This is a genomic window from Candidatus Poribacteria bacterium (assembly GCA_026706025.1).
Classification (GTDB): Bacteria; Poribacteria; WGA-4E; order WGA-4E; family WGA-3G; genus WGA-3G.
The window spans coordinates 18,611-42,563 of the sequence record JAPOZO010000060.1; the positions used below are offsets into that span (position 1 = coordinate 18,611).

General features: G+C 47.5%; 20 protein-coding genes and 1 riboswitch. Of the genes, 5 read left to right on the plus strand and 15 right to left on the minus strand.

Going from position 1 to position 23,953, the window contains the following annotated elements; genetic code table 11:
* Positions 1-87: 87 nt before the first annotated feature.
* The 3 genes from OXH00_14375 to glnT form a co-directional block, all read right to left on the minus strand.
* On the minus strand, positions 88-873 hold the full coding sequence (locus OXH00_14375) for a LamG domain-containing protein (protein MCY3742197.1): 786 nt from the start codon (positions 871-873) through the stop codon (positions 88-90).
* A gap of 153 nt (positions 874-1,026) precedes the next feature.
* Complete coding sequence (locus OXH00_14380) at positions 1,027-2,001, minus strand: formylglycine-generating enzyme family protein (protein ID MCY3742198.1); 975 nt, start codon at positions 1,999-2,001, stop codon at positions 1,027-1,029.
* 213 nt (positions 2,002-2,214) lie between these two features.
* Positions 2,215-3,549, minus strand: a complete 1,335-nt coding sequence (gene glnT, locus OXH00_14385) for a type III glutamate--ammonia ligase (GenBank protein ID MCY3742199.1) — start codon at positions 3,547-3,549, stop codon at positions 2,215-2,217.
* Positions 3,550-3,823: 274 nt separating this feature from the next.
* On the opposite strand from glnT, the gene OXH00_14390 reads away from it, so the two are divergent.
* Positions 3,824-5,362 carry a hypothetical protein gene (locus OXH00_14390; protein MCY3742200.1) on the plus strand — a complete coding sequence of 513 codons (1,539 nt, stop codon included), beginning with the start codon at positions 3,824-3,826 and terminating at the stop codon, positions 5,360-5,362.
* A gap of 21 nt (positions 5,363-5,383) precedes the next feature.
* Here OXH00_14390 and OXH00_14395 read toward each other — a convergent pair whose 3' ends face one another.
* From OXH00_14395 to OXH00_14425, 7 genes are all read right to left on the minus strand, one after another.
* The gene (locus OXH00_14395) at positions 5,384-6,589 is read right to left on the minus strand and encodes a hypothetical protein (GenBank protein ID MCY3742201.1); all 1,206 of its coding nucleotides are present in this window, start codon (positions 6,587-6,589) and stop codon (positions 5,384-5,386) included.
* Between the two features lie 63 nt (positions 6,590-6,652).
* Positions 6,653-6,931 (minus strand): hypothetical protein, encoded by a 279-nt coding sequence (locus OXH00_14400; GenBank protein MCY3742202.1) that lies wholly within the window; start codon positions 6,929-6,931, stop codon positions 6,653-6,655.
* Positions 6,888-7,148 carry a hypothetical protein gene (locus OXH00_14405; GenBank protein MCY3742203.1) on the minus strand — a complete coding sequence of 87 codons (261 nt, stop codon included), beginning with the start codon at positions 7,146-7,148 and terminating at the stop codon, positions 6,888-6,890. Before OXH00_14405 ends, OXH00_14400 begins: the two co-directional genes overlap by 44 nt.
* Positions 7,126-7,611 (minus strand): PIN domain-containing protein, encoded by a 486-nt coding sequence (locus OXH00_14410; protein ID MCY3742204.1) that lies wholly within the window; start codon positions 7,609-7,611, stop codon positions 7,126-7,128. The genes OXH00_14405 and OXH00_14410 overlap by 23 nt, the downstream gene beginning before the upstream one ends.
* Positions 7,612-7,634: 23 nt before the next feature.
* A complete protein-coding gene (locus OXH00_14415) occupies positions 7,635-8,408 on the minus strand; it encodes a thiazole synthase (protein MCY3742205.1) in 774 nt (257 codons plus the stop codon).
* 106 nt (positions 8,409-8,514) lie between these two features.
* On the minus strand, positions 8,515-8,694 hold the full coding sequence (locus tag OXH00_14420; protein MCY3742206.1) for a hypothetical protein: 180 nt from the start codon (positions 8,692-8,694) through the stop codon (positions 8,515-8,517).
* Positions 8,672-8,875 (minus strand): nucleotidyltransferase substrate binding protein, encoded by a 204-nt coding sequence (locus OXH00_14425; GenBank protein MCY3742207.1) that lies wholly within the window; start codon positions 8,873-8,875, stop codon positions 8,672-8,674. The genes OXH00_14420 and OXH00_14425 overlap by 23 nt, the downstream gene beginning before the upstream one ends.
* Positions 8,876-10,118: 1,243 nt before the next feature.
* On the opposite strand from OXH00_14425, the gene OXH00_14430 reads away from it, so the two are divergent.
* The 3 genes from OXH00_14430 (at position 10,119) to OXH00_14440 (ending at position 16,918) form a co-directional block, all read left to right on the plus strand.
* Positions 10,119-13,397 (plus strand): cohesin domain-containing protein, encoded by a 3,279-nt coding sequence (locus OXH00_14430; protein ID MCY3742208.1) that lies wholly within the window; start codon positions 10,119-10,121, stop codon positions 13,395-13,397.
* A 187-nt stretch (positions 13,398-13,584) separates the two neighbouring features.
* The gene (locus OXH00_14435; protein ID MCY3742209.1) at positions 13,585-13,737 is read left to right on the plus strand and encodes a hypothetical protein; all 153 of its coding nucleotides are present in this window, start codon (positions 13,585-13,587) and stop codon (positions 13,735-13,737) included.
* Between the two features lie 82 nt (positions 13,738-13,819).
* Positions 13,820-16,918 carry a dockerin type I domain-containing protein gene (locus tag OXH00_14440; protein ID MCY3742210.1) on the plus strand — a complete coding sequence of 1,033 codons (3,099 nt, stop codon included), beginning with the start codon at positions 13,820-13,822 and terminating at the stop codon, positions 16,916-16,918.
* A gap of 331 nt (positions 16,919-17,249) precedes the next feature.
* Here OXH00_14440 and thiS read toward each other — a convergent pair whose 3' ends face one another.
* The 5 genes from thiS to OXH00_14465 form a co-directional block, all read right to left on the minus strand.
* Positions 17,250-17,456, minus strand: a complete 207-nt coding sequence (gene thiS / locus OXH00_14445; protein ID MCY3742211.1) for a sulfur carrier protein ThiS — start codon at positions 17,454-17,456, stop codon at positions 17,250-17,252.
* 191 nt (positions 17,457-17,647) lie between these two features.
* Positions 17,648-18,781 (minus strand): glycine oxidase ThiO, encoded by a 1,134-nt coding sequence (gene thiO / locus OXH00_14450; GenBank protein ID MCY3742212.1) that lies wholly within the window; start codon positions 18,779-18,781, stop codon positions 17,648-17,650.
* A gap of 120 nt (positions 18,782-18,901) precedes the next feature.
* A complete protein-coding gene (gene thiO / locus OXH00_14455; protein MCY3742213.1) occupies positions 18,902-20,041 on the minus strand; it encodes a glycine oxidase ThiO in 1,140 nt (379 codons plus the stop codon).
* Positions 20,042-20,260: 219 nt separating this feature from the next.
* The gene (locus tag OXH00_14460; protein MCY3742214.1) at positions 20,261-21,319 is read right to left on the minus strand and encodes an ABC transporter substrate-binding protein; all 1,059 of its coding nucleotides are present in this window, start codon (positions 21,317-21,319) and stop codon (positions 20,261-20,263) included.
* Positions 21,320-21,360: 41 nt separating this feature from the next.
* Complete coding sequence (locus OXH00_14465; protein MCY3742215.1) at positions 21,361-22,125, minus strand: ABC transporter permease; 765 nt, start codon at positions 22,123-22,125, stop codon at positions 21,361-21,363.
* A gap of 216 nt (positions 22,126-22,341) precedes the next feature.
* Positions 22,342-22,443, minus strand: a riboswitch (TPP riboswitch).
* Between the two features lie 326 nt (positions 22,444-22,769).
* Between OXH00_14465 and OXH00_14470 the strand changes: the two genes are divergently transcribed.
* A complete protein-coding gene (locus OXH00_14470; GenBank protein MCY3742216.1) occupies positions 22,770-23,951 on the plus strand; it encodes an ArsA family ATPase in 1,182 nt (393 codons plus the stop codon).
* Positions 23,952-23,953: the final 2 nt, after the last annotated feature.

The window sequence follows — 23,953 nt, forward strand, 5'->3', positions numbered from 1 at the left end:
GTTTACCCGCTAACAGAACGTCGTATCGTCAAAATTGCGTAAGTCCTGATGTTTAAGGGACAGGTCCTGAAACCTGCCCCCAACGCGTTATCGGATCAATTTAATGTTCGCCCAAGATGTGGCAAGTTTACCTTCTGGTTCTACCGGTGTCAGGAATGACGCGGCATCTTGGTTCATGCTCGCTTTAATTTCGTCTGCTGAGAGCGCACGGTCCCAAAGCCGAACCTCGTCAACGCTTCCCGTCCAGGCTTCACCACCCCAAGTACCGATAGTCACCGCACTCGTGTTTTGGGCAGGCGCAACCGGATTGCCCGATTCTTCCGAGTACGTTACCTCACCGTCTAAGTAGATTTCCACTAAACCGCTGTTATCATCGGTATGGGTATAAGCGAGATAATACCACTTGCCGAGTTCCAATTCTGTTTCGTTATCGTTGATGTCCTTGAATCCGCCGGCAGCACCGTTCGTCCAGACTTTGATGCCGTTTGCTGGATTCATCCCGAACCCGAAACCGATATGCCGAGTTGCACCGCTCGCCCGAGTGCCAAAGATAATGGCGTGTGCGCTTGGAAGCCTGTCCAACTGCACCCACGCTGCTTGTGTAATTGCGCCTTCGATATGAAAGGCGGTATCGTCTTCAACAACGACGTGATCTGCGGCAGCCGCAAATTGGAGTGCCTTCCCGAACTCTCCATCAACCCATTTTGCATTGCCCATCACTTCACCTTCAAAACCGTTTGCGGAAAAGTCTTTCGTTGTGCTACCAGAACCTTCGTCAAGCGGCATGTATAAGACAAGTCCGTCCATTAGGTCGGCGTGGGAAAATGTGACACATACAAGTAAACAAAGTGTGATTATTGAAAAAATCTTCATGTTGTCTCCTTTGTTGAAAAGTGAAAACAGTCTAATATTACGCAAATAGCAGAAAAGCATGGATATCCTTTCCTACTTGAACCATATCGTAGCAAATTTTCATTTTTGCTTCAAGACAGAAAATGTTAATTTTCGGAAAAGATCGGTCGCGCATTAAGGTGATACGCTTTTTGCACAACGGAATCCAAGCGCGCCGATACCCGCATACGCTGGACTTGTCCCGTGGCGGTTTGAGGCACGCAACCACTCAGGTTCGCTGTTCCACCCGCCACCTCGGATGACGCGGAAGTCTACAATGTTCTCAAAGTCGTTGACAATCTCCTCAACATTATTCGCGCCAGCAACTGGGTTTCGGCGTGGAGAATTCGCATAGAAATCGGCTTGATATTCGTCAAGGCACCACTCCCACACGTTACCTGCGACATCATGTACACCGTAGTCGTTCGGTGGATACTCGCCGACAGGGGTTGTCTCACCAAGCTTTTTACCGTAGTTTGCCCTATTAAAATTAATGCCGTTGCCCCACGGATACTGTTTTTTCTTTAATCCACCCCGCGCCGCTTTCTCCCATTCCGCCTCCGTCGGTAAACGCTTGTCTACCCAAACAGCGTAAGCCATCGCTGCATACCAACTCACATAACGTACTGGCTGGTCGCGCTCACCAAGAGGGAAATTATTTCCATTCCAGTCCAGCAAGTACTTACCATCGTGGAACTTTTCATTAATCTGTTCTTTCTGCCACGCTGGATTCGCAAGAACGAAATCCTTAAATTCGCCGTTGGTTATCTCGTTCGCGTCTATGTAAAATGCGTCAAGGTGAACGGTATGCACTGGCTGTTCGTCGTTATCAGCGTCACCATCATTACTACCCATCTGAAATTCGCCTTCTATAATCAGAACCATTCCATCTGGGATAATGGGTTCAGGTGCGGGTTCAGGAGCGGGTTCAGGTACAGGTTCAGGTACGGGTTCAAGGACTGATGTACTACTATCAGTACTTGTTGGATCTGCGCGCATCAGTTCTACCGGACCAACTTCCTCGTCTTCTTCACGTTGCCCACAACTGACTATATAAACAGTTAAAAAACATATAAGTGCCAAACCGAACAGTCTAAATAAGATTTTCATCAAAATTATTTCCTTTATACCAGCGTTACGCTCTTGCTGTAGGAGTGAGCCGTGTCTGCAATCTTTGCTGTAGGAGCGAGCTGCGCTCGCGATCTTCAATATCATCGTCTTGCTGTAGGAGCGAGCTGTGCTCGCGATCGTGAAATAGTGCCTTTCTTGCGTAGGAGCGAGTGTTTTTGCTTGGGTGTTTCCGCACGCTCGCGACCCTCAATATCAATAAACTTCCAAGTATTTATCAGTTTCCCACTGGCTGACACTCAAGTGATAGTCGCGCCACTCCTCGCGTTTCACCTGAATATAATAATCGGCGTACACTGTTCCGAGTGCGTTCTTGATCACTGCGTCCTGTTCAAGCGCGTCCGCAGCTGCGTCAAGTGTCGCCGGTAGGGAATCTATCCCGCGTCGTTGCAGTTCATCTTCTGAGACTTCATAGAGGTTATCCTCGTTTTGCACGCCCGGATCAATCTGGTTTTCGATGCCATCGAGACCGGCTGCGAGTAGGACTGTCGCCGCAAGATAAGGGTTCGCTGCTCCGTCGCCTAAGCGGTTTTCGATGCGTCCCGGTGCTGGAATCCGAATCATCTGTGTCCGATTGTTTGCACCGTAGGTAACATAAACCGGTGCCCACGATGAACCCGAACGCGGGGGTCTACGAACTAAACGTTTGTAACTATTCACAAGTGGATTCGTGACGGCTGTGACCGCATCCGCGTGTTTGAGGACCCCACCTGTGAACCAGTAAGCGAGTTGCGACAAGCCATTTTTATTACTTTCATCAAGGAATAAATTTGTCTGATTATCTTCATCCCAAAGGCTCATGTGAAAGTGTGCCCCGTTGCCTGTCAGGTTTGTGAACGGCTTCGGCATAAAGGTTGCCAGCAATCCTTGTTCCTCAGCGAGTGTTTTGACCATCCATTTGAAGAAGGTATGCCGATCGGCTGTCGTGAGTGCGTCCGAATAAGTCCAGTTCGTCTCAAACTGACAGGTTCCATCTTCGTGATCGTTGGCGTAGGGCTCCCACCCTAATTCCTGCATATATTTAATCAAGGTAGTCATCATATCAAGATTGCGGTGCAATGCCCTTAAGTCATAGCACGGCTTATCTAAAGTGTCGAGTTTGTCCCACGGCGCGTAGGCACGCGACTCATCCTGTTTTAACAGCATGAATTCCGCCTCAATGCCAACATTGAAGACATACCCTCTCTCCTTCGCTGCATCTAATTGCCGCCGTAGAATTGTTCTCGGACAGTAGTGCCACGCTTTACCTTCAACATACATATCCCCCGCCACCCATGCTATGTTTTTTCGCCATGGGACGATTGTCAACGAATCAAAGTCGGGGATGCTCGCCATTTCCGGGTCGTGCGGATATTGTCCTATTTCACCAGCGGCAAAGCCTCCGAAGCCTGCTCCCTCTTCTGCCATATCTTCAAGGTGCGTCGATGGAATAACCTTCGCCTTCGGGGCACCACTCATCTCAACAAAAGAGCAGAGGAAAAACTCAATACCATTCTCTTCAACGAAACGTTTGACCTGTTCTCGGGTCATGAAATTGTTCTCCCATAGTTTGTGTAGGAGGTCGTGCCTCAAAAGTGAGACGAAATACCCCCCAAAAGTCGCTTTCCCCAGAATACGAAGCGACTCATGTATTTTCATAATGTAAAAAGACTATGTATAAAATGCCAAACCATGATAACATTATATCTGAAGCCCTGGAAATTTCAAGGTTGATTTTTGGCGTCAAGTTTAGGAGACTGGCAAGCTGCACCACTTTACAATACAAGTTTGATTGGCAAGCCGCACCAGAACGAAAGGAAAAACGATGGCATTTTTTCCCCGTTTTCATACAAAAGAGTCGCTTTTAATTGGTGTATTAATCGTTGTCTATCTGTTACCAATATGGTTGTTTACCTATTTTCCGACACAAGACGGTGTAAGCCATGTCTATAATTCACAGATCCTAACAGAATACAACAATCCTGAATATCAGTTTCGCGACTATTACGAAATTAATTGGTACCCCTTTCCGAACTGGCTTTCCCACTTTTCGTTGGCAGTGTTAATGTTCATATTTCCTGCTCTCATCGCCGAGAAAATCTTTCTGAGCCTCTATGTCATCCTCTTTCCACTCGCAATCTATTATTTCCTCAACGCTGTACAACGCGGACGACATGCCCTCGTCATACTGAGCTTCACCTTTGTTTACAATTATCTTTTTCTCATGGGCTTCTACAACTTTGCTATCAGCGTCCCCCTCTTTTTCCTCGCACTCGGCTATTGGTGGAAACATAAGGACGATTTGAACAAGAGCCGTATCATCCTACTCAACCTACTCATTGTTATCACCTATTTTGCACATCTCATCTCTTACGCCTTCATCTTATTCTCTATCGCCTTGCTGGCACTTCTCCATTTCAAACGAGACTTCAAGCGAATCCTCATCACAGGGTGTTCCGTCTTACCCGCAGCCATGTTGCTGCTCGTCTACCTTCCCACCTCTGACTTACTGGCGGGAGAGCCTCCCGAATTTGGATTCGGACGGGTCGGAGAACTGTTCGCGAATCTGATCGGTATGCACGTACTCATCTCTTACACCGAACCCCCAAGTTGGATTTCTGTTGCCATCTCTGCTTTTCTGATCTTTCTCGTTGGCGTAACATTCTGGAAAAATAGAAAGGATACCACAGCAGAACATCCCGGACAAAAAGCGTTTCTCTATCTCTCTGTAGTGCTTCTTGGTCTCTATTTTATTCTACCTAATTCCATCGGTCCCGGCGGTTGGGTCAATGACAGACTCGCCATTTTAGCCACCCTTGCCATATTTGCCTGGTTTCGTGGATTCGACAACCTCCAATGGAAACGCGCATTTACAGCCATCGTCACGTTGCTCGCGCTTGTTAACCTCGTTTATGTCGGTGTTCTATTCAAAAACCTTAATGCCGAAATCCGAGCGTTTAACGCTTTTGTCCAACGGGTTGAAAAAAATAGTGTTATCCTCCCACTTCACTTTGATCCGAGAGGTAGCTCAAAACGCGTCGGCATCTTTGTCAACACTGCCAATTACTACTGCCTTGACAACGGTTGTATCAATCTTGGCAACTACGAAATACAGTTTGACTACTTTCCTGTCCGTTTCAACGCCGACTTTGAAACGCCATTAGACGAAAAAGAGTGGGTGCAGATCGTCCACTGGCAGCCGGAAAAGATAGACCTCTGCAACTATGCTGACAACGTGGATTATCTATTGCTATGGGACACGCCAGACGAGCCTATCGTTGCTGAAGCAATTGAAGCGTGTTATACACTGATTGCATCGGAAGGGAAGTTGAAACTCTATAAAGGGCAGCGAACAGCACGCTGAGAACGGAATCCAAACGCTATTTCAATACTCGCCGCGGAGCGTGAGGGTTGCGATCGTATGTGTATAGTTGAGAAAGTCAAGAAACGGATCTTCTTCGTTCGTTCGGTTTTGCGTTATCTGATAATCGGCGTTCAGTGTCAGGTATGGGTTGAATTGCCAGTTCAACTGCACATTCGCGCCTATCTGTGTATCTTGACGATTTGGCGCATCTTCCGTAATAATTCCCGACTCGTCCAGAATCTGTCTGCCTTCAAACGCTACCCACAGTCTGGAGAGCCGAAGCCGAAGCCACCGACCGGAATCAAGTCGGTAGAAGGAACTTGCTGCGACTTCTGTGCTGACGAAATTAAAGAAATCGACATTCGAGCGGTTCAGGAATAGGTTAACTTCCTCCTGAAACATGAGCCGTTCAGTTGCTACCTGTATCAGTTTCGCAGCACCGATATGCCGCCAATCTTTTCGACGTTCATTGTCCTCAAGCCCTGTTATACCCAAGATGAGGTTGTTCAAATTGGTTTGGTAGCTGCCGTGTTCTATCCCGTATTCCAGTTTGCCGAGCATCTGTTTAAGTAGCCCAAACTGCAGACGCGTCGTCACTTTATGGCTGTTAGAACCGACAAGTAGGAAGTCTTCTCTACGCGAGTCTTCATCGTCAAACCGGTGTAAGCGGAAATTATATTCCAGCACCCGTCCGAAGCGCAGACCGAGTTGTTGGTCTATGTTGTTATAGACATCCAAGGTGCGGACGAAACGTTGTAACTGATACGAGGCAACGAGCGGTGGTAAACTTGTAACAGGCTTAAAGTTAAGTTCACTCGAAAGCGTGTTACTGAATGCATCGAATTCGTTGAGTTTGCCTTCGGCACCACTGTAGTTTTCAACTTGGGGCGTATATTGTAATTGGACGCGAAGTTTATCGGCTATCGGTAAATCTCCGCCTAAGGTAACACCGAAACGATTAATCAAACCTGAAAGTTGCGGATCGTCTTCTCCAGCGAGACTGCTCGTGTACGGATCCACACTCAAACCGAGTTCAATATGATTGTTGAACGTGTTCGAGAGATGCGCATTGACTATCAATGCCGCGGACTCGGTTTCGGGCTTTTCAGGCTCCTTTTCAAGGAGACTCCGTCCAAGTTCGGTCTGAAGCTGCGCACAGAGCGAACTCGCTCCGAGATGTATAAAGGTGAGGAGACATAATCCTAAAGAGAAGAACTTTTTTTTCATTATCTTTTATAGATTTTGCTGCGCAAAGTTGAATAAGTTTGTGCCCGCAATCCTATTTGTCCTTTAATTGTTGCGTTTTTCACCGCTCGCGTGGATATCCTGAAGAACCCTTCCCTCCTCAAGTTTATCCAGCCATGTATGTCGATTGACAGAGCAGTCACCTGTTACTGGGTTACACTGCAAAAAGAAGCCAATCAGCCCACCGGGGGTAAGTTTCTCTGCCAGAATTTCCACTGCAAGTTCATAAAGTTCCATATCTGTCAATTTTTGAACCTTTTTTGGCGGCAGTTTTTTCTCTTCAGCAAGAACCTCTTTCGCCAGGGATGCGAATTTTCGATCCAACTGACCTGCCGCGCGCGTTTTGAATCTTTTTGATTTCTTTGAGACCCGTTTCCCTATCAATTTTATCAAGCCATTCATGCCGCTCAGCCGTATAATCGCCTATCCCTGGTTCACACTGTCTGAGGAACCGAGACACGCCAGCTGGACCGAGTTCCTCCAAAAGTGTTGCAATACCGAGTTCAAAAAACTCAATATTAGTCATCTTTAGTACGTTCATTTCTAATTTCCTCCTGTAACCAAGTATAAGGGTTTTCGACGCGAACTTGAAGTAGTGCCCTGATGCGGTTCACTCTTCTGATCAACCTATCGTCTGTTGTGAGGAAGACATCAACCCTGCTGCTCTCTGCACAGGCAAGATGCAAGGCATCAAACCATTTAAATCCCAAGGCTTCAAGCTCTTGACCTCTCGTATTTTCAATTGCCCCTACCAAAACGTTTTGATACGCACGATCCAACTGAGCTCTCATGTAACCGCGTTGGATTTGATTTGGGGTGTTGTTGACTTCAACAATTAATACATCACTCGTAATCCAGAGCCATCGTTCTGTGAAACAGTACTTGAGAAGCGTCTGGATAGCTTCAGTCTCCCGACGAATCCGAGTCTGTGTCTGATCATTAAATGAACCATTCAAACAACACGTATCAAGGTAAATTTTCCAGTCGTAAAAAGGTGTTTTCACGCAGTTACTCTGACCTTTTGCCTTTACTCAATCATCCCCGCTTGTGGACTTGAGGCGGTCGCATAGAGTTTCCGAGGAATCCGTCCTGCTAAAAACGCAGCTCTACCGGCTTCAATCCCTTTCTTCATCGCCTCCGCCATCAGCACTGGACGATGTGCTTTCGCCACGGCTGTATTGAGCAAAACACCGTCGCACCCCAATTCCATCGCTATCGCCGCATCCGATGCTGTCCCGACCCCCGCATCCACAATAAGCGGCACCTGCACGAGGTCCCGAATAATCTGGATGTTATACGGATTCCGAATCCCCATTCCTGAACCAATCGGCGCGCCTAACGGCATCACAGCCGCACACCCAATATTTTCCAATTTCTTACACGTAATCGGGTCGTCATTACAATACGGCAGCACAGTAAAACCATCTTTCACAAGCGTTTCCGCCGCGCTGAGCAGCTGCTCCACATCCGGGAATAGCGTCTGTTCATCCCCAATCACTTCGAGCTTGATAAGCGAGGTTTCAAGTGCTTCGCGCGCAAGATTCGCAGTTAGAATCGCGTCCTTCGCTGTGAAACACCCAGCGGTATTCGGGAGAATCGTCATACCCCGTTCACGCAGGAGTGCGAACAGATTTTCGCCAGATGTATCATCCGTCCATTTCACACGACGCATTGACACCGTAGCAATCTCGGCACCACTCGCCGCAATAGCCTCCGTCATGATATGAAAATTCGGGTACCCCGCCGTTCCAATGAGTAACCGTGATGTATATATTTGATCTGCGATTTTGAATTCTTGCATTTTTTGTTTCTTTTTTAACGGGTATCGGTTATCAGCCATCGGCTTTCAGCTAAGACTCAAAAGACTTCTTATCTAACTGCTGATTGCTGACCGCTGACGACTACTCTTATTTTTTATACAGTGCCACGCCGACACGTTCGATCTGCTCAACCATCTCAGGGTTACGGATATTCTGAAAGATAGATAGATCAATAGTATAAGGGAGCAGCTGGTCATCGAGATCGTTTGTAATCCGAGAAAGGATTGTGTGCGTTAGCGCATCGTCACCGCATACCTTGTGCTTCAAGGAAGTTTTTCAACGTCTTCCAAGCAAGTTCATGCGTGTATTCAAACCCTTGTATTAATCCTTGTGCTTCTAAGTCTGAGAGTTCTCGTTGTTCCGCAAGTTTGACAGCTGCCTTTAATCGGGCAAAAGCCCTTTCAAAGCTGTTTGCGCGTTGAATCCAACGAACCTCTTGACTTTGCATAGTGTTGTGCCTACAATTCATCACCGTCTATTTTCAATTAGTATAGCACCGTCAAAGCCTCTTTATCAAGTCATTTTTTACGCGAGATCAGGGCTATTTAGTTCTCGGTTTTTTCGTCCAACTTTGCGGCGTACTCGCCCATAAGCGACCTGCTTTGGACACCCGGGGTCCCCACCCGTTACTGGGAAGGGACCCCGGTAGGTGCAGTTTTGCGGTGTACCCATAGGTGTCAATTTTAGAAAAAATAACCGTCGCGACCCCCAGGCCGGTAGGTTCGGTTTCTAACCGAACCGGATACTACGCGGAAACCTTGATGACTTCAAAACCCTCTTCAGTCCCGTAGGGTTTATTTGCTTGGGTGTTTCTTCACTATGTTTATAGAAAAACGTTGAAAAAAACAATTTAGCCCTGTAAGGGGTTTTTGATAGGGTGTTTCTTCAGCATGTTTATCTCGATGGTCTATAAAACACTGTCCAAAATCCCTAAATTGACACCTATGGTGCAGTTTTGCGGCATACTCGCCCCGGGGAATGCCTACATGAAGTTTAATAAAATATTTGGGTAATTCTATGTTCCTCCAAACCCGGTAGGTGCGGTTTCCTAACCGCACCGGACTTCCACAAAAAATTACCCGATTAAATTCTTAATCTTCATTAAGGCATTCATACCGTTGATTCATGCAATCTGCATTCCTAACCGAACCTACACAGAGTGTCCTATCAATTCTAAACTTTACTATAATATTACTTAGTTTGTGGCACTCTTTCTGTAGCAGAGGCTGTTGGTTTCCTGTGTCAAAAATTTTACACACCCAGAAAAATAATTTCCCTTTTTTAATTATAATTTATAGTTAGATTCAGACTTTATAATTTTTTATTTGAAAAATTATAATAATTGGCATACCATAACTTATCACTTACGCATCAGCACTTTTTATAGTGAAGTTTAGAATTATAGTAGAGCCCGTAATTATTTGCACTCATGAAAACCGTAGGCGTGTTTTTGCTTAGAAGAAATCCGCAGAAACACCCTATCAAAGACCCCAAGCAAAAACGGTGTTTCTTCGAGGTAACCCAACCCCTACGAGCAACAAGTGTAAACTTATTTTCGGATTTTACTATAATAACCCAAGTTGCTACTAACGGGTTTTTGAGCGTTTCAACACAGTTTTTCAGATACTTTCCCCACCCCAGAGGGGTGAAATTGCTTCGCAGTGAGAATAGAAAAAGGACGGTAATTTTCAATGAAAAGTTTATTTACATCTCATAAACTGATAGTGGTACTTTTTACCGCGCTATTTACGCTGACGCTCCACAATATGAGTACCGCGCAAACGCATATCCATGTAGACGCCGCCAAGGGTGTAAATGCCGCCACCGGCAGAGGTGCCGCAGCCGCGCCGTATAAATCCATTACCTACGCCTTGGTGATTAGCGAGAAAAGCGACCTGCCAGCTCCGTGGCATGTCCACATCCACCCCGGCACCTACGATGCGGCTCCCGCGAAACCCGCAAACGAGCGCGAGGTTTTCCCGATTCGACTCCGGTCTAAGATGGTTATCCAAGGCACGACCACTGCCACCGACTGTATCCTTGATGCGCAACACCTCGGTGAAACCGAAACGCCAATCCTCCTCGGTGAAGATGTCGGAGAGGTCTCCATCCGGAATTTGACGGTTCAGAACATGAATCGGACTGGTACCAGTACTGATGGCGGTGGCATCGTTTTCTGGGATACGGGGGGCAGGCGTGAGGCTGCCAGCAGCATTGAGACGTGTATCATTCATAATAATGCTCCGAATGGCGTCGCCACGAATCTATCGCTTACTCTCACCGGCAACACCTTCAGTAACAATTCCCTCCAAGGGGTGTGGACAAATACGAGCCTGACAGTTCTCAAGAATACCTTCAGCGATCATGTCACCGGTCTGTGGATTGAAGGGGACTCAACAGGGTATATCTCCGATAACACCTTTCAGAACAATGTTAGTCATCATAACGCTGGAGGGATCCACGTAACAGGCACATTAAACGGTAACATTACCCACAATACCTTTACTAACAATCATGGTGATAATGTTGGGGGTGGTTTCGTTGTTCAGAATGGTTTGAACGGTAACGTCACTCACAATACTTTCACTGGCAATATAGGTAAGGGAGGCAATTCGGCGGGTGGGTTTACAACTATATTGATGACCGGCAATATCACCCACAATACCTTTACCGACAATACCGGTGGTCAAGGCGGGGGATTTCTCGTTCAGCATTTTACTGGCAACATTACTCACAATGAATTTATTAGGAATACGGCAAGAAGTAGTGGAAGTGGGGGTGGGTTTAGGGCAAACAGTGGAAAAGTTTCCTCCGTTACTCACAATCTCTTTGATAGTAATAGTAATTCAGCCCCGTCGCATGCCCCCGGCGGGGGTGCCGGTGCGGTCTTGCTGTATAATAATCGTGTGATTTCGGAATTTACCAACAACATTTTCTTTAATAACACTGCAAGTCGCGGTGTTTCCTCGGTTTCCGTAGATGATGACAATGATGATGCGCCTGCGCGCTTCACGAACAATCTGTTCATGGTTGCTGATGGTCTTTCTGCGGCAGCATCCATTCCTGCTGTCTTCGTGAATATTCCCGGGAGTCGTTTCCACAACAATATCTTCAGTGGTATGAAGACCGCCATCTCCATCGGCGGTGACCTTGATCTACCCATAACCCATAACCTCTTTCACAATATTGGAATGGACTTCGTTAATAGTGTCGGCAACGATTTGGCATTCTGGGAACTCTTGGCGGACGGTGCCAACAATAACATCACAGGCGACCCGCTGCTCGTAGACGCAGCGAATGGCGATTTTCATCCGATTGCGGGGAGTCCTACGATTGATGCAGGCACGAATACATACGCACCCGCCGATGATTTTGAGGGTGCCGCCCGACCCGCCGGTGCCGCTGTAGATATCGGACCCTATGAATACGGGGCAACAAAACGACCAACCACAGTTGCTGACGTTCCTACAGACGTTCCCGAAACCGAAACACCAACAATCACTACAGACGTTCCCGAAACCGAAACACCAACGACCGCTGCAACGGTTAACATCTCACCCACCTCAGTGGCATCAACGGCTGTTGGCGAACAGATGGAATTTTCGCTGAACATCACAAAAAGCGAAACCGTCTCTGGGTATCAGGCAACCCTGCAGTTTGATACGACTGCCCTACGTTATGTCTCAAGTGCAAATGGTGATTATCTACCGGCTGGCGCGTTCTTTGTCGAGCCCGTTGTCGAAGGAGATCTCATCAAACTCAACGCTGTATCTCTCGCTGGCGAAAGCAAGGGAGACGGCACGCTCGCCACTTTCACTTTTGAAGTGATCGCAGTCAAGGCATCCACTCTAACACTATCTGATGTGCTGCTCACGAATACCGCGGGTGAGACTTCCGTTCCGAAAGTTGAAAACGCCGAGATCACTGAACCAACTGCTGACGTTCCCGAAACGACCGCCGCGACGGTTAACATCTCACCCGCCTCAGTCGCATCCGCTGCTGTTGGCAAACAGATAGATTTTTCGCTGAACATCACAGGCGGCGAAGCCGTCGCCGGGTATCAGGCAACCGTGCAGTTTGACACAACCGCCTTGCGGTATGTTTCAAGTGCCAATGGCGATTATCTACCGGCTGGCGCGTTCTTTGTCGACCCCGTCGTTGAAGGCAATCTCATCAAACTCAACGCTATATCTCTCGCTGGTGAAAGCAAAGGGGACGGCACGCTTGCTACTTTCACTTTTGAGGTGATTGCAGCGAAGGCATCCACTTTAACCTTATCTGATGTGCTGCTCACGAGCAGTGCGGGTAAGGCTTTTCTGCCAACAGTTGAAAATGCGGAGATAACGGAACCCACCGGGCTCAAAGGCGATGTGAACGGTGATGGCGTTGTAAATGTTCAAGATTTAGCGTTAGTTGCTGGACAGTTGGGGCAAACAGGCACAAATCGTGCGGATGTTAACGGCGATGGGGTCGTCAACGTGCAGGATCTTGCCATCGTTGCGGGTGCGTTAGGCACGACTGCCACCGCACCTGCTCTATATCCGCAAGTCCTACAAATGTTCACCGCTGCGGAGGTCAAACAGTGGCTTTCCACCGCACAGCAGTTGGACCTCACGGATACAACGGCACAGCGCGGTATCCTCTTCTTACAACAACTCCTCGCAGCGTTGACACCCAGAGAGACAGCACTGCTGCCTAACTACCCAAACCCATTCAATCCGGAGACGTGGATCCCATATCGGTTGGCAAAACCTGCCGATGTTCGCATCGCTATCCATGCCGCAGACGGTCAGTTGGTTCGGGTATTAGTGTTGGGCAACCAACCTGCTGGTATGTACCAGAGCCGCAGCCGTGCAGCGTATTGGGATGGCAAAAACGAAGTGGGTGAACCCGTCGCAAGTGGCGTGTATTTCTACACATTGACGGCAGGTGATTTCACCGCAACCCGTAAAATGTTAATTCGGAAGTAAGTGCTGAAAACCCCAGGCCCGGTAGGTGCGGTTTGATGAAGTGTAAGAAAATAAATCGGTAATTCTATATTTTCCCCAGGCCCGGTAGGTGCGGTTTGCAACCGCACCATAGGTGTCAATTTAGCGGCACCCCAGGCCCGGTAGGTGCGGTTTCTAACCGCACCGGATACTTCGCGAAAACCTTCAGATGCAGCGTTTGCGGAACACGGGTTCCGCTAAAGAAGAAACCGAGAACGGAATTCAAGAGGAGTTTGAAGTTATTACGGTTGCCGTGTCGTATCCGGTTCGGTTGCAAACCGAACCTACCGGACCGGGGGATTCAGGCGGTTATTTTTTCTAAAATTGACACCTATGGTGCGGTTTCTAACCGCACCGGATCTTAGGCACAAACCTTTAGACGGAAAAAAAGGAGTTTACTTTCCATGAAAATGTTAATCACATCTCACAAATCAATTGTCCTGCTACTTGCAGCCCTGCTACTTATAGTCCCACCCGTAAGCAACGCACAAACCTACTCCCATATCTATGTGGACGCTGCCAACGGTGTAAACGCCGCCACCGGCAGAGGCACCGCAGCTGCGCCCTATAAAACCATTACGTTTGCGTTATTAATCAGCAACAAAAACAACCTCCCGGATCCGTGGCACGTACATATCCGCCCTGGCACCTACACTGCGGACCCAGCGAAACCCGCAACCGAACGCGAAATCTTTCCGATCCAGCTCCGAACTGACATGATCTTTGAAGGCACAACCAATGCCAAGGAATGTATCATTGACGCACAACACACAGGTAGGACAATAGTCCCGATTCTGCTCGGTGAAAACGCTGAAGGTGTCCACATCCGGCACCTGACGATACAAAACATGTTGATGTATTTAGACGACACCCACCCAAAACCCAGAGTGAGTGCCCAAATTATTCTCCGCGGCGCGGGACAAAAACCGAACACGCTAAAAGAGTGTATTGTCCGTCTAGATCCAAAAATAAAAGAGCAGTCTATAGTGTGCGGTGGTTTGTGGACGAACATGCCTCTCGTGCTTGTTGAGAATACTTTCAGCAATAATGATTTTAGAGCCGTGATCGTTTTTAATAATAGTGTCGTTGCTACCAATAATACCTTTAAAGATATCAACTGGGAAGGACTCTACATAGGTCATAATTCTCCAGGTGCTATTTCTACAGGTGATATTACAGGGAATTTTTTTGGTAGTCCAATACAAGTTGGAAGAAATGTGACGATACGTGGTTCATTAAATGGAAATATTAGGGATAATACCTTCAACGGCGGTGGGGTTTTTATTGAAGGAACAATGAACGGGGATGTTACCGGCAATACTTTTAGTCATTGCAGAGGCAGGTCTTATTCTCCGCAAGGTCATGAGGGGGGTGGTGGACTCGCTGTTAAAACCTTGAATGGGAACATCACGCACAATGTTTTTACGAACAATGAACCGCGCAAGCCTGGAACACCCGGCGGAGCGGTCCATGTTGGCACCTTGAATGGGAATCTCACGCACAATACTTTTACGAATAATATAACTAATCACTATGGCGGAGGGGTCTATGTTGAAACCTTCAATGGGAATCTTAAGCACAATACTTTTACGAATAATACATGTCGTTTCGGCGGGGCCGGGGGCGGTTTTTTTGCGAACGACATGACGGGTGATATTGCTTACAATGAATTCACAGGGAATACAGGCGGAGGCGTTACAGTTGCTGAGAAACCAAACGGTAATGTTACACATAACATCTTTGATAGCAATAGCGTCATGGGGCGTACGGATCATGCGGCCGGCGGACTCATGCTCGGTTGGCGCCCTGCATCTAAATCCGAAGGTATCGTAGAGGTCAGCAACAATATTTTCTTCAACAACAAGGTAGGCGATCAGCATCAGGGGCCTAAGGGGGTTACGTTAATGGCACGGGTCCCCGTTCACATTATTAATAATGTTTTCATGACGACTGCTGATGAACTCTCTGAAGGGAAATATAAACCGCATATCTGGCTGGCCTCACCCGAAAGCCGGCTCCACAATAACATCTTCGACGGCATGCATGTTGCTATCTACATCGACGGTGCTTCCGCTCTCCCAATTACGCATAACATATTTCACGATATTAGGCAGGATATTGTCTCGCAAGGCGGTGGCGGTCTTGGAAACGATGTGGCGTTTTGGGAACTACTTGCCGAAAATGCCAGTAACAACCTTGCTGTCGCACCCCTCTTTGTGGATCCGCTCGGTGCAAAAGACTTCCATCTACAAGCCGGAAGTCCTGCGATTGATGCCGGGACAAACGCCTACGCACCTGATGATGATCTTGACGGTGCCGCACGACCCGCCGGTGCCGCTGTGGATATCGGACCCTATGAATACGGGGCAACAAAACGACCCAACACAGTTGCTGACGTGCCTTCAGACACTCCCAAAACGGATACACCCGTTACCGATGTTACCGAAACGGATACACCCACGACCGACGCTGACGTTCCCAAAACAACCGATGCGACGGTTAACATCTCACCCGCCTCAGTGGAATCCGCTGCTGTTGGCAAACAGATAGATTTTTCGCTGAGCATCACAGGCGGCGAAGCCGTCGCCGGGTATCAGGCAACCCTGCAGTTTGATACGACTGCCTTGCGGTATGTCTCAAGTGCGAATAGCGATTATCTACCGGCTGGCGCGTTCTTTGTCGACCCCGTCGTCGAAGGCAATCTCATAAAACTCAACGCCATATCTCTCGCTGGCGAAAGTAAGGGTAACGGCACGCTTGCCACTTTCACTTTTGAGGTGATCGCAGCGAAGGCATCCACTCTAACATTATCTGATGTGCTGCTCACGAATAGCGCAGGAGAGACTTTCGTTCCCACAGTTGAAAACGCCGAGATAACGGAACCCACCCGGCTCAAGGAGGATGTCAATGGGGACGGCACTGTTAACATCGCCGATCTCGCATTAGTCGCCGCAAATCTCGGAAAGACAGGACCGAATGCTGCGGATGTCAATGGGGATGGCACTGTTAACATCGCCGATCTCGCATTAGTCGCTGGCGCGTTAGGCACGACTGCCGCCGCACCTTCGCTATATCCCGAAGCCTTAGAAATGTTCACTGCTGCAGAGGTCAAACAGTGGCTTTCCACCGCACAGCAGTTGGACCTCACGGATACAACGGCACAGCGCGGTGTCTTGTTCTTACAACAACTCTTGGCAGCGTTGACACCCAGAGAAACAGCACTGCTGCCTAACTACCCAAACCCGTTCAATCCGGAGACGTGGATACCCTATCAATTAGCAAAACCCGCAGATGTGACAGTTCGCATTTACGCTATGGATGGGAAGTTAGTGAGAACACTCGCACTCGGACACCAAGCCGTCGGCAAGTATCATCATCGTAGCCATGCAGCGTATTGGGACGGCAAAAACGAGGTGGGTGAATTTGTGGCAAGTGGCGTGTATTTTTATACATTGACCGCAGGTGATTTCACCGCAACCCGTAAAATGTTAATTCGGAAGTAATTCGACTTTTATTGCAGGTGCGAGCTTCAACTCGCACCATAAGTGTCTATTTAGCGATTTTCCGTGCCATTCTCGGCATAGTCAGTCTGAACTCTGATTTCTGTGATTTCTCTGATAAGATCTCTGATGAAAAATAAGGGTCTGATTGTGGTATTGAAGTTTCTACAAAGATGGGGTTTCCGGGGCATTGGTGAGTTGTCATGCCTGGGTTTTCAGTGTTCATTTTCTTCAAACTGACAACTGAAAGATTTTTTTCGCAGAAAAAAATCGTACTGACGACTGACAACTTCTTGTGATACGATGTTACGCAGCTGTTGTGTTCACAAACACACTATCCGCCTTGGACAGCACGGATGATCTCTACATCGCTATTTTCACGAAGTTCCGTCGCCTGCCACGCCGTTTTCGGAATAACTTCCCGATCCACAGCGACAGCGATACCCGCCTGCCCCGGATCTAATTCCAAAGCGATGAGCAGGTCATAAACATTTGAATTGAGGCAAACCTCTGTTTCTTCGCCATTCACGTGTATTTTCATTTTTTTCAAATGTGGTTACTTACGGCACGCAGCATGTACATGCTACCTTATAGTAAAATCGGAAAACATGTTTACATTTTTCCCGTTCGTAGGGGCTGGGAATGTAATACAAGGAATGGATTTAGTCTATTCCCAGACTAAATCCCCCAGCCCCTACGAGTTACCGTGTGTGCAAATAATTATGGGATTTACTATAAAAACCGGTTTAGTTGAAACGGAGCGATTGTCTCTGAAGTCTCACCCGTCAAAATCAGTTTAGCAATCTCATAAGCCGTAATGGGTGTGAGTAAGATACCGTTCCGATAGTGTCCCGTTGCGTATATCAAGTTCTCGACGGGCGTTGCACCGAGTATAGGGGCATTGTCCCTACTGCCCGGACGTAAGCCCGTCCATGTCTCCAGAAGTGGCAGCTCGTAAATGCCCGGCACCGCTTCCCACGCGCCGCGGAGCAGTTCAAACACGCCACCACCCGTTAAACGTGTGTCAAATCCCATTTCCTCACTCGTCGCACCGACGATCAGTCTGCCATCGGTTCTTGGTACCAGGTATACCGACATCGGATATCTTGCTCTGACAGTACGGATGACATTTTTAACCGTAATACCGGCTTCCATCTGAAACGCCAACATCTGTCCTTTCACAGGGCGTACCGGTGGGCGGAGGGCATCTGGCAGTCCTTCAATTTGGGCAGACCAGCACCCTGCTGCGAGAATTAACGTATCAGCTGCCCGAAAACCGCCTTGTGTTTGAACACCAGTTGCGACTCCGTTTTCTATAACGATGCGCTCAATCGTTCTATTTTCATGCAGCACGCCTCCACAAACCTGAAAGGAACGCTGGAGCGCCTTTACCATCAGACGGTTATCAACTTGATGATCGGTCGCACAGCGAATGGCTGCAGTCACACGAGGTGAAAGAGCCGGTTCGATTTCACGTGCTGCGCCTCCAGTCAACCACTCGACATCTAATCCTAAGTCCTGTTGTGAAGTGTGGAGATGCCGCAGTTGATGTGTATCATCAGGCTCTAATCCAACAATGAGCGTGCCTTCTGCCCGATAACCGACGGACATCTCTGCATCCGCCTCTAATTCGCGAACCCATTGCGGATAACGTTCTAAACTTTGACAGCCGAGTTTGAGCAGTTCCGGTTCTTCGTTATGTGCTTCAGCGAGGGGAGCAAGCATCCCAGCGGCTGCCCAAGAGGCAGCGCGCCCGGCTTCAGCACGATCGTAAATGGTGACGGTGGCACCCGATTTCGCGAGCTGCCACCCGATACCGAGTCCAATTACACCGCCACCGATGATAAGAACTTTTTTATTTACCATTAATTCAGTAGGTGAAACGACTATTCTGCCAATACATTTTTTCACTTTGCATGAAAAACGTGGGACTAACCGCTGGCAATTTCAAAACGCTGACGAACCGTTAAAAAACATCCACAGATCCTACGCCTTTGAAAACCTGTCCAATTGAAACGGGGCGATTGTCTCTGAAGTTTCACCCGTCAGAATCAGTTTGGAGATCTCGTAAGCTGTGATGGGTGTGAGTAAGATGCCGTTGCGATAGTGTCCTGTTGCGTATATTAAATTTTCGACAGATGTTTTACCGAGTATGGGCGCATTGTCTTCGCTACCGGGACGTAGACCTGTCCATGTTTCGATAAGTGGTAGATCGTAAATACCCGGCACCGCTTCACACGCTCCGTGGAGGAGTTCATATATACCCCCAACGGTCAGATCCGTGTCAAACCCCAACTCCTCGGTTGTTGCCCCGACGATAAGTCTACCATCGCTTCTCGGCACTAAATATACCGGCATCGGATACCTCGCCTTGACGGTACGGATGACGTTTTTGAGCATAATGCCTTCCCGCATTCGCAACGCCAACATCTGTCCCTTCACGGGGCGCACGGGCGGGATAATCGTATCCGGTAACCCGCTGAGCTGCCCAGACCAGCATCCTGCGGCGAGAATACACACATCTGCACTCTGAAAACCGTCTTGTGTTTGAACACCTGTCGCGGTTCCGTTTTCTATGACAATTCTTTCAACAGTGCTATTCTGATGCAACACGCCGCCGCGCCCCTGATACGCACGCTGGAGTGCCTGAGCCATCAGTCGGTTATCAACTTGATGGTCAGTTTCACAACGAACAGCTGCCGTCACGTAGGGTGAAAGTGCCGGTTCAATTTCACGTGCTTCTTGTCCGCTCAACCACTCCACATTCAACCCTAAATCTTGTTGTAAGGTATAAGCATGCCGGAGTTGAATCGCATCATCCGGTTCAATGCCTATAATGAGCGTGCCTTCTGCTCGGTAACCTATTGACATCTCTGTTTCTGTCTCTAACTCATCGACCCATTCCGGGTAGCGCGCCAAACTTTGGTTGCTGAGTTTGAGGAGGTCGAGCTCGTCGATATGTGCTTCAGCAATTGGACCGAGCATACCGGCGGCCGCCCAAGAGGCACCGCGTCCGGCTTGTCCGCGCTCATAAATGGTGACAGCGGCACCCGCTTTCGCCAGCTGCCACCCGATACCCAGTCCAATCACACCGCCACCAATGATGAGAATCTTCTTATTTGTCATCGTTTTGAAAATCAATCCTTTTTAATGGGCGAATTTCGCGCAGGCAGCCCATTGTTCTTTAGATCAGGTTTATAGTAGAACCCGTAATTATTTCCACACATGGGAACCGTAGTAGGGGTTGGGGGATTTAGTCTGGGGTTAGACTAAATCCGTTCCCTGTATTACATTCCCAACCCCTACGAGCGACAAGTGTAAACTTATTTTTCGTAGGTAAAGCGACTATTCTGCCAATATATTAATAAAACAATCTTTTGCTTTGACTCTTTTGGGGATTAACCCCTTTTCGTATGCAAATTTTGCAAAAGCGTCCCATTTTTCTACGGATTGCACCTGTGTTGTCGCGAATACATCAAGTGTATCCCGAAATGCCAATTCTTCTAATTCTTTACTGGCATCAGGGTTTGCCTGAAAAAAGAGTTGAAGCGCAGCATCGGGTTTTTCCTTCGTAAATTTAATCGCCTCCTGAATCGCCAGCATCAGTTTTTTGGCAGTTTCTGAATGGTTTTCCAAGTAAGCGTCGTTCGTAATAATTACTAATTCATAATAATCCGGAATACCGTATTTTTCAAGTGCGAAATATCCAGCTTCCGCACCTTCAAGTTTCAACAAGTTAATCTCGTAATTCCGAAAGGGTCCGATCACTGCATCAATTTGACCGCTTAGCATAGGTGCCACAATATTCGCGCCTACGTTTATTAGTTCGTAGTCATCTTCGGATAATCCAGCATTCGCCGCGATGGCGTTAAACAAAAGTACATCCAACGGTGCGACTGTGTATCCGATTTTTTTTCCTTTGAAATCTGCAGGCGTTTTAATGCCGGTCTTCTTCAGAAAACTAATCGTGTTAAGCGGATGCTCGACGAGTAAGCCGATGGATTTGACCGGCAAAACTTCCTCACTCGCGCGCGCAATTGTCACGCTTTGTTGGTAACTAACGGCAAACGGATATTTCTCTGCCGCTACCAATTTGAGTGGGGCATCTGGATCACCACCCCAGAGTAATTCGACTTCCAATCCATGTTTGGCGAAGATCTTATTCTCTTGCGCAACATAAAGCGGCGCGTGGTCTATGTTGGGTGCCCAATCAAGAAGCAACGTAACTTTCTCTGCAGTGGCTTGCGGTTTCTGGCTTGCGGTTTTAGACGACTCGCCTTGGTGTGTATCTGCGTTGGCATCTGCAACAAACCAGTGTTTGCTAATACCTGATGGCTGATGGCTGATGGCTGTTAAAAGTATACCACAACTGATGAGAAACATTAAGCAAATTGCTGTTTTCATGAGATTTTCCTTTCTGATTGTCCGATAGGCGTGAGGCACGCCTACCGAGTATCTAATGTATTGTGCTGATGTCGCCACGGCATTACGTAACGCTCCAGCAGCGTCATCAATCCAAAGAGACCTAAACCTAAAAGCGTTAAACAAAAAATAGCTGCAAATACCAATGAAACTTGGAGCTGCCCATTCGCGTACAACATCAGGTATCCGAGCCCTGCTTTGGCACCTACCCATTCACCGATGACAGCACCAATCGTAGAAATTGATATACCGATCTTCGCACCGGAGAAGATAAACGGGAGTGCTGATGGAATGCGGACTTTCCAAAGTATCTGCCACCGAGTCGCCCGCAAAATCCGAAATAGATTTACTGTGTCCGGATCAGTGGATTTCAAACCGTCTAATGTGTTCAGCACGATCGCGAAGAACACAATCAGTGCCGCCATAACGACTTTTGAAGCAATCCCGAAGCCGAACCACAGTACCAACAGCGGCGCGATAGCAAATACCGGCACCGTTTGTGAACCGATAACATACGGATAGAAGGCTTTCTCCAGCACAGGAAACTCGAACATCAGCACTGCTAACGGAATGCCGATGCTAACCGCGAGGGCAAACCCAAGGAGCATCTCTTCCAAGGTTACAAGCGTATGTTTCAGTAATTGCGTATGTTCCACAAATAGTGTCACTACAATTTTTGACGGTGCTGGCAGAATATAGCGCGGTATATCAAAAAGATACACACTTCCTTCCCATATCCCTAAAACTGCGAATAGGATCGCTATAGGGACCGCGAATTTACTGAACATACGCATCAACTCCTTATTAACCTAAAAAAGCCGCCTTCCATTTTGGATATATGCCAAAAGGAAGCAGCTTTATTAGTTATCAGAGGAATGGTTATCAGTTCGGTTTTCTCTCACTGCGAGGCATGAAAAACCTTTCAGTTTTCAGAAAGAGAGTTTGGGATTACCAAAACCTCTTAACTGACAACTGACAACTGATAACTATTAAAACTGACGACTGATAACTACTCTCACTATTTCCCTACGCTGGCATAACCCAGATCAGGTTCAATGGGTGTTTTCTCAGCTCCTACTCAGATAAGAGCACCCCATAATGTTGTTCAAGTATTATTATACCTTATCCTTATCTTTTAATGCAAGTGTTCATTTTCCGGTCTACAGGGTCATTCAATTGTCGGTTTTTGGTGTTGTCCTTTGCGCAGGCATTAACACTTTATATATGTTATGTTTTAAAACAAAACGCAGAAAATTTCGCAGCCTGTCGCAGCCTGTCGCAGCGGATCCTAAAAAAAAAGACATCCAATCCAATAATTTCTTAAAATTGAATGATCCTGTTCCGGTATATACAACACTTCTTTGCATACTGGTTCTTATTGTGTTATACTATAAAAAGTACGATACAAACTACAATACATAGGAACTTAATAATGCGCATTATCCTTTACACAGGTAAAGGTGGGGTCGGCAAAACCACTATCGCCGCTGCCACGGGCATCAAACTTTCTCAGCTCGGTTATAAGACAATTGTAATCTCGCTGGATGTCGCACATTCACTCCGTGACGCTTTTGATAACCACGAAAAACTCGTCCGCCAGCGCAAAGAAAAACAGATCCAAATCAGGGAAAATCTCTGGATACAAGAAATTAACGTTCAAGAAGCAATTATCGAATACTGGGACGACGTTTACAACTATATTCGTTCGTTGTTGAATCGTTCTGGGCTTGACAGTCTCGTAGCAGAGGAGATAGCCGTGTTTCCGGGGATGGAGGAGATTTGCGCGCTCCTCTATATCAACCAATATGTGCGTGAAAAGAGTTACGATGTAATTATCCTCGACTGCGCGCCCACCGGGGAATCGCTCCGCTTCGTGAGTATCCCAACGACCTTGGAGTGGTACATGAACCATATCTTCAAGTTGGAACGCAATCTGGCGAAAATTGCCGGTCCCGTCATCGAAAAAGTGAGCTCTGTTCCGATCCCCCGAGATAACTATTTTCAAAATATCCAAGACCTTTTCGATAAATTGGAAGGGATTGACAATGTGCTGACAGACCCCAAGATCACCACAGTACGTTTGGTAACGAACCCAGAAAAAATTGTTATTAAAGAGACACAACGCGCATTTATGTACTTTTGCCTTTATGGACTCTGTATAGACGCAGTGATTATCAATCGCATCTTTCCGGACGGTGTTGATGCCGCATACTTTGAAGCTTGGAAACAGGCACAACAACACTATATTAAAGAGGCAATGGACTATTTCTCGGACGTGCCAATCTGGAAAGTGAACCTCTTCGCAGAAGAAATTGTCGGAGAAAAGGGGCTGCACCGATTAGCAGAAGCACTCTATTCCGAAATTAATCCAGCAGATCAGTTTTCTAAAGAAAAACCGTATCAATTCCAAAAAACAGCAAATGCCTATCAATTGTCTATGCGTCTGCCTTTTCTAAGTAAAGAGGAAATTGGATTGACAAAACATGGCGATGAATTGATCGTCACAATCGGTGGCTTTAAGCAACACGTCGCATTACCACGAACCCTCTCTACAAAAAAAACAACAGGCGCAAAACTAACCGGGGACCAGTTGGTGATTAAATTTGAGATTTGAGC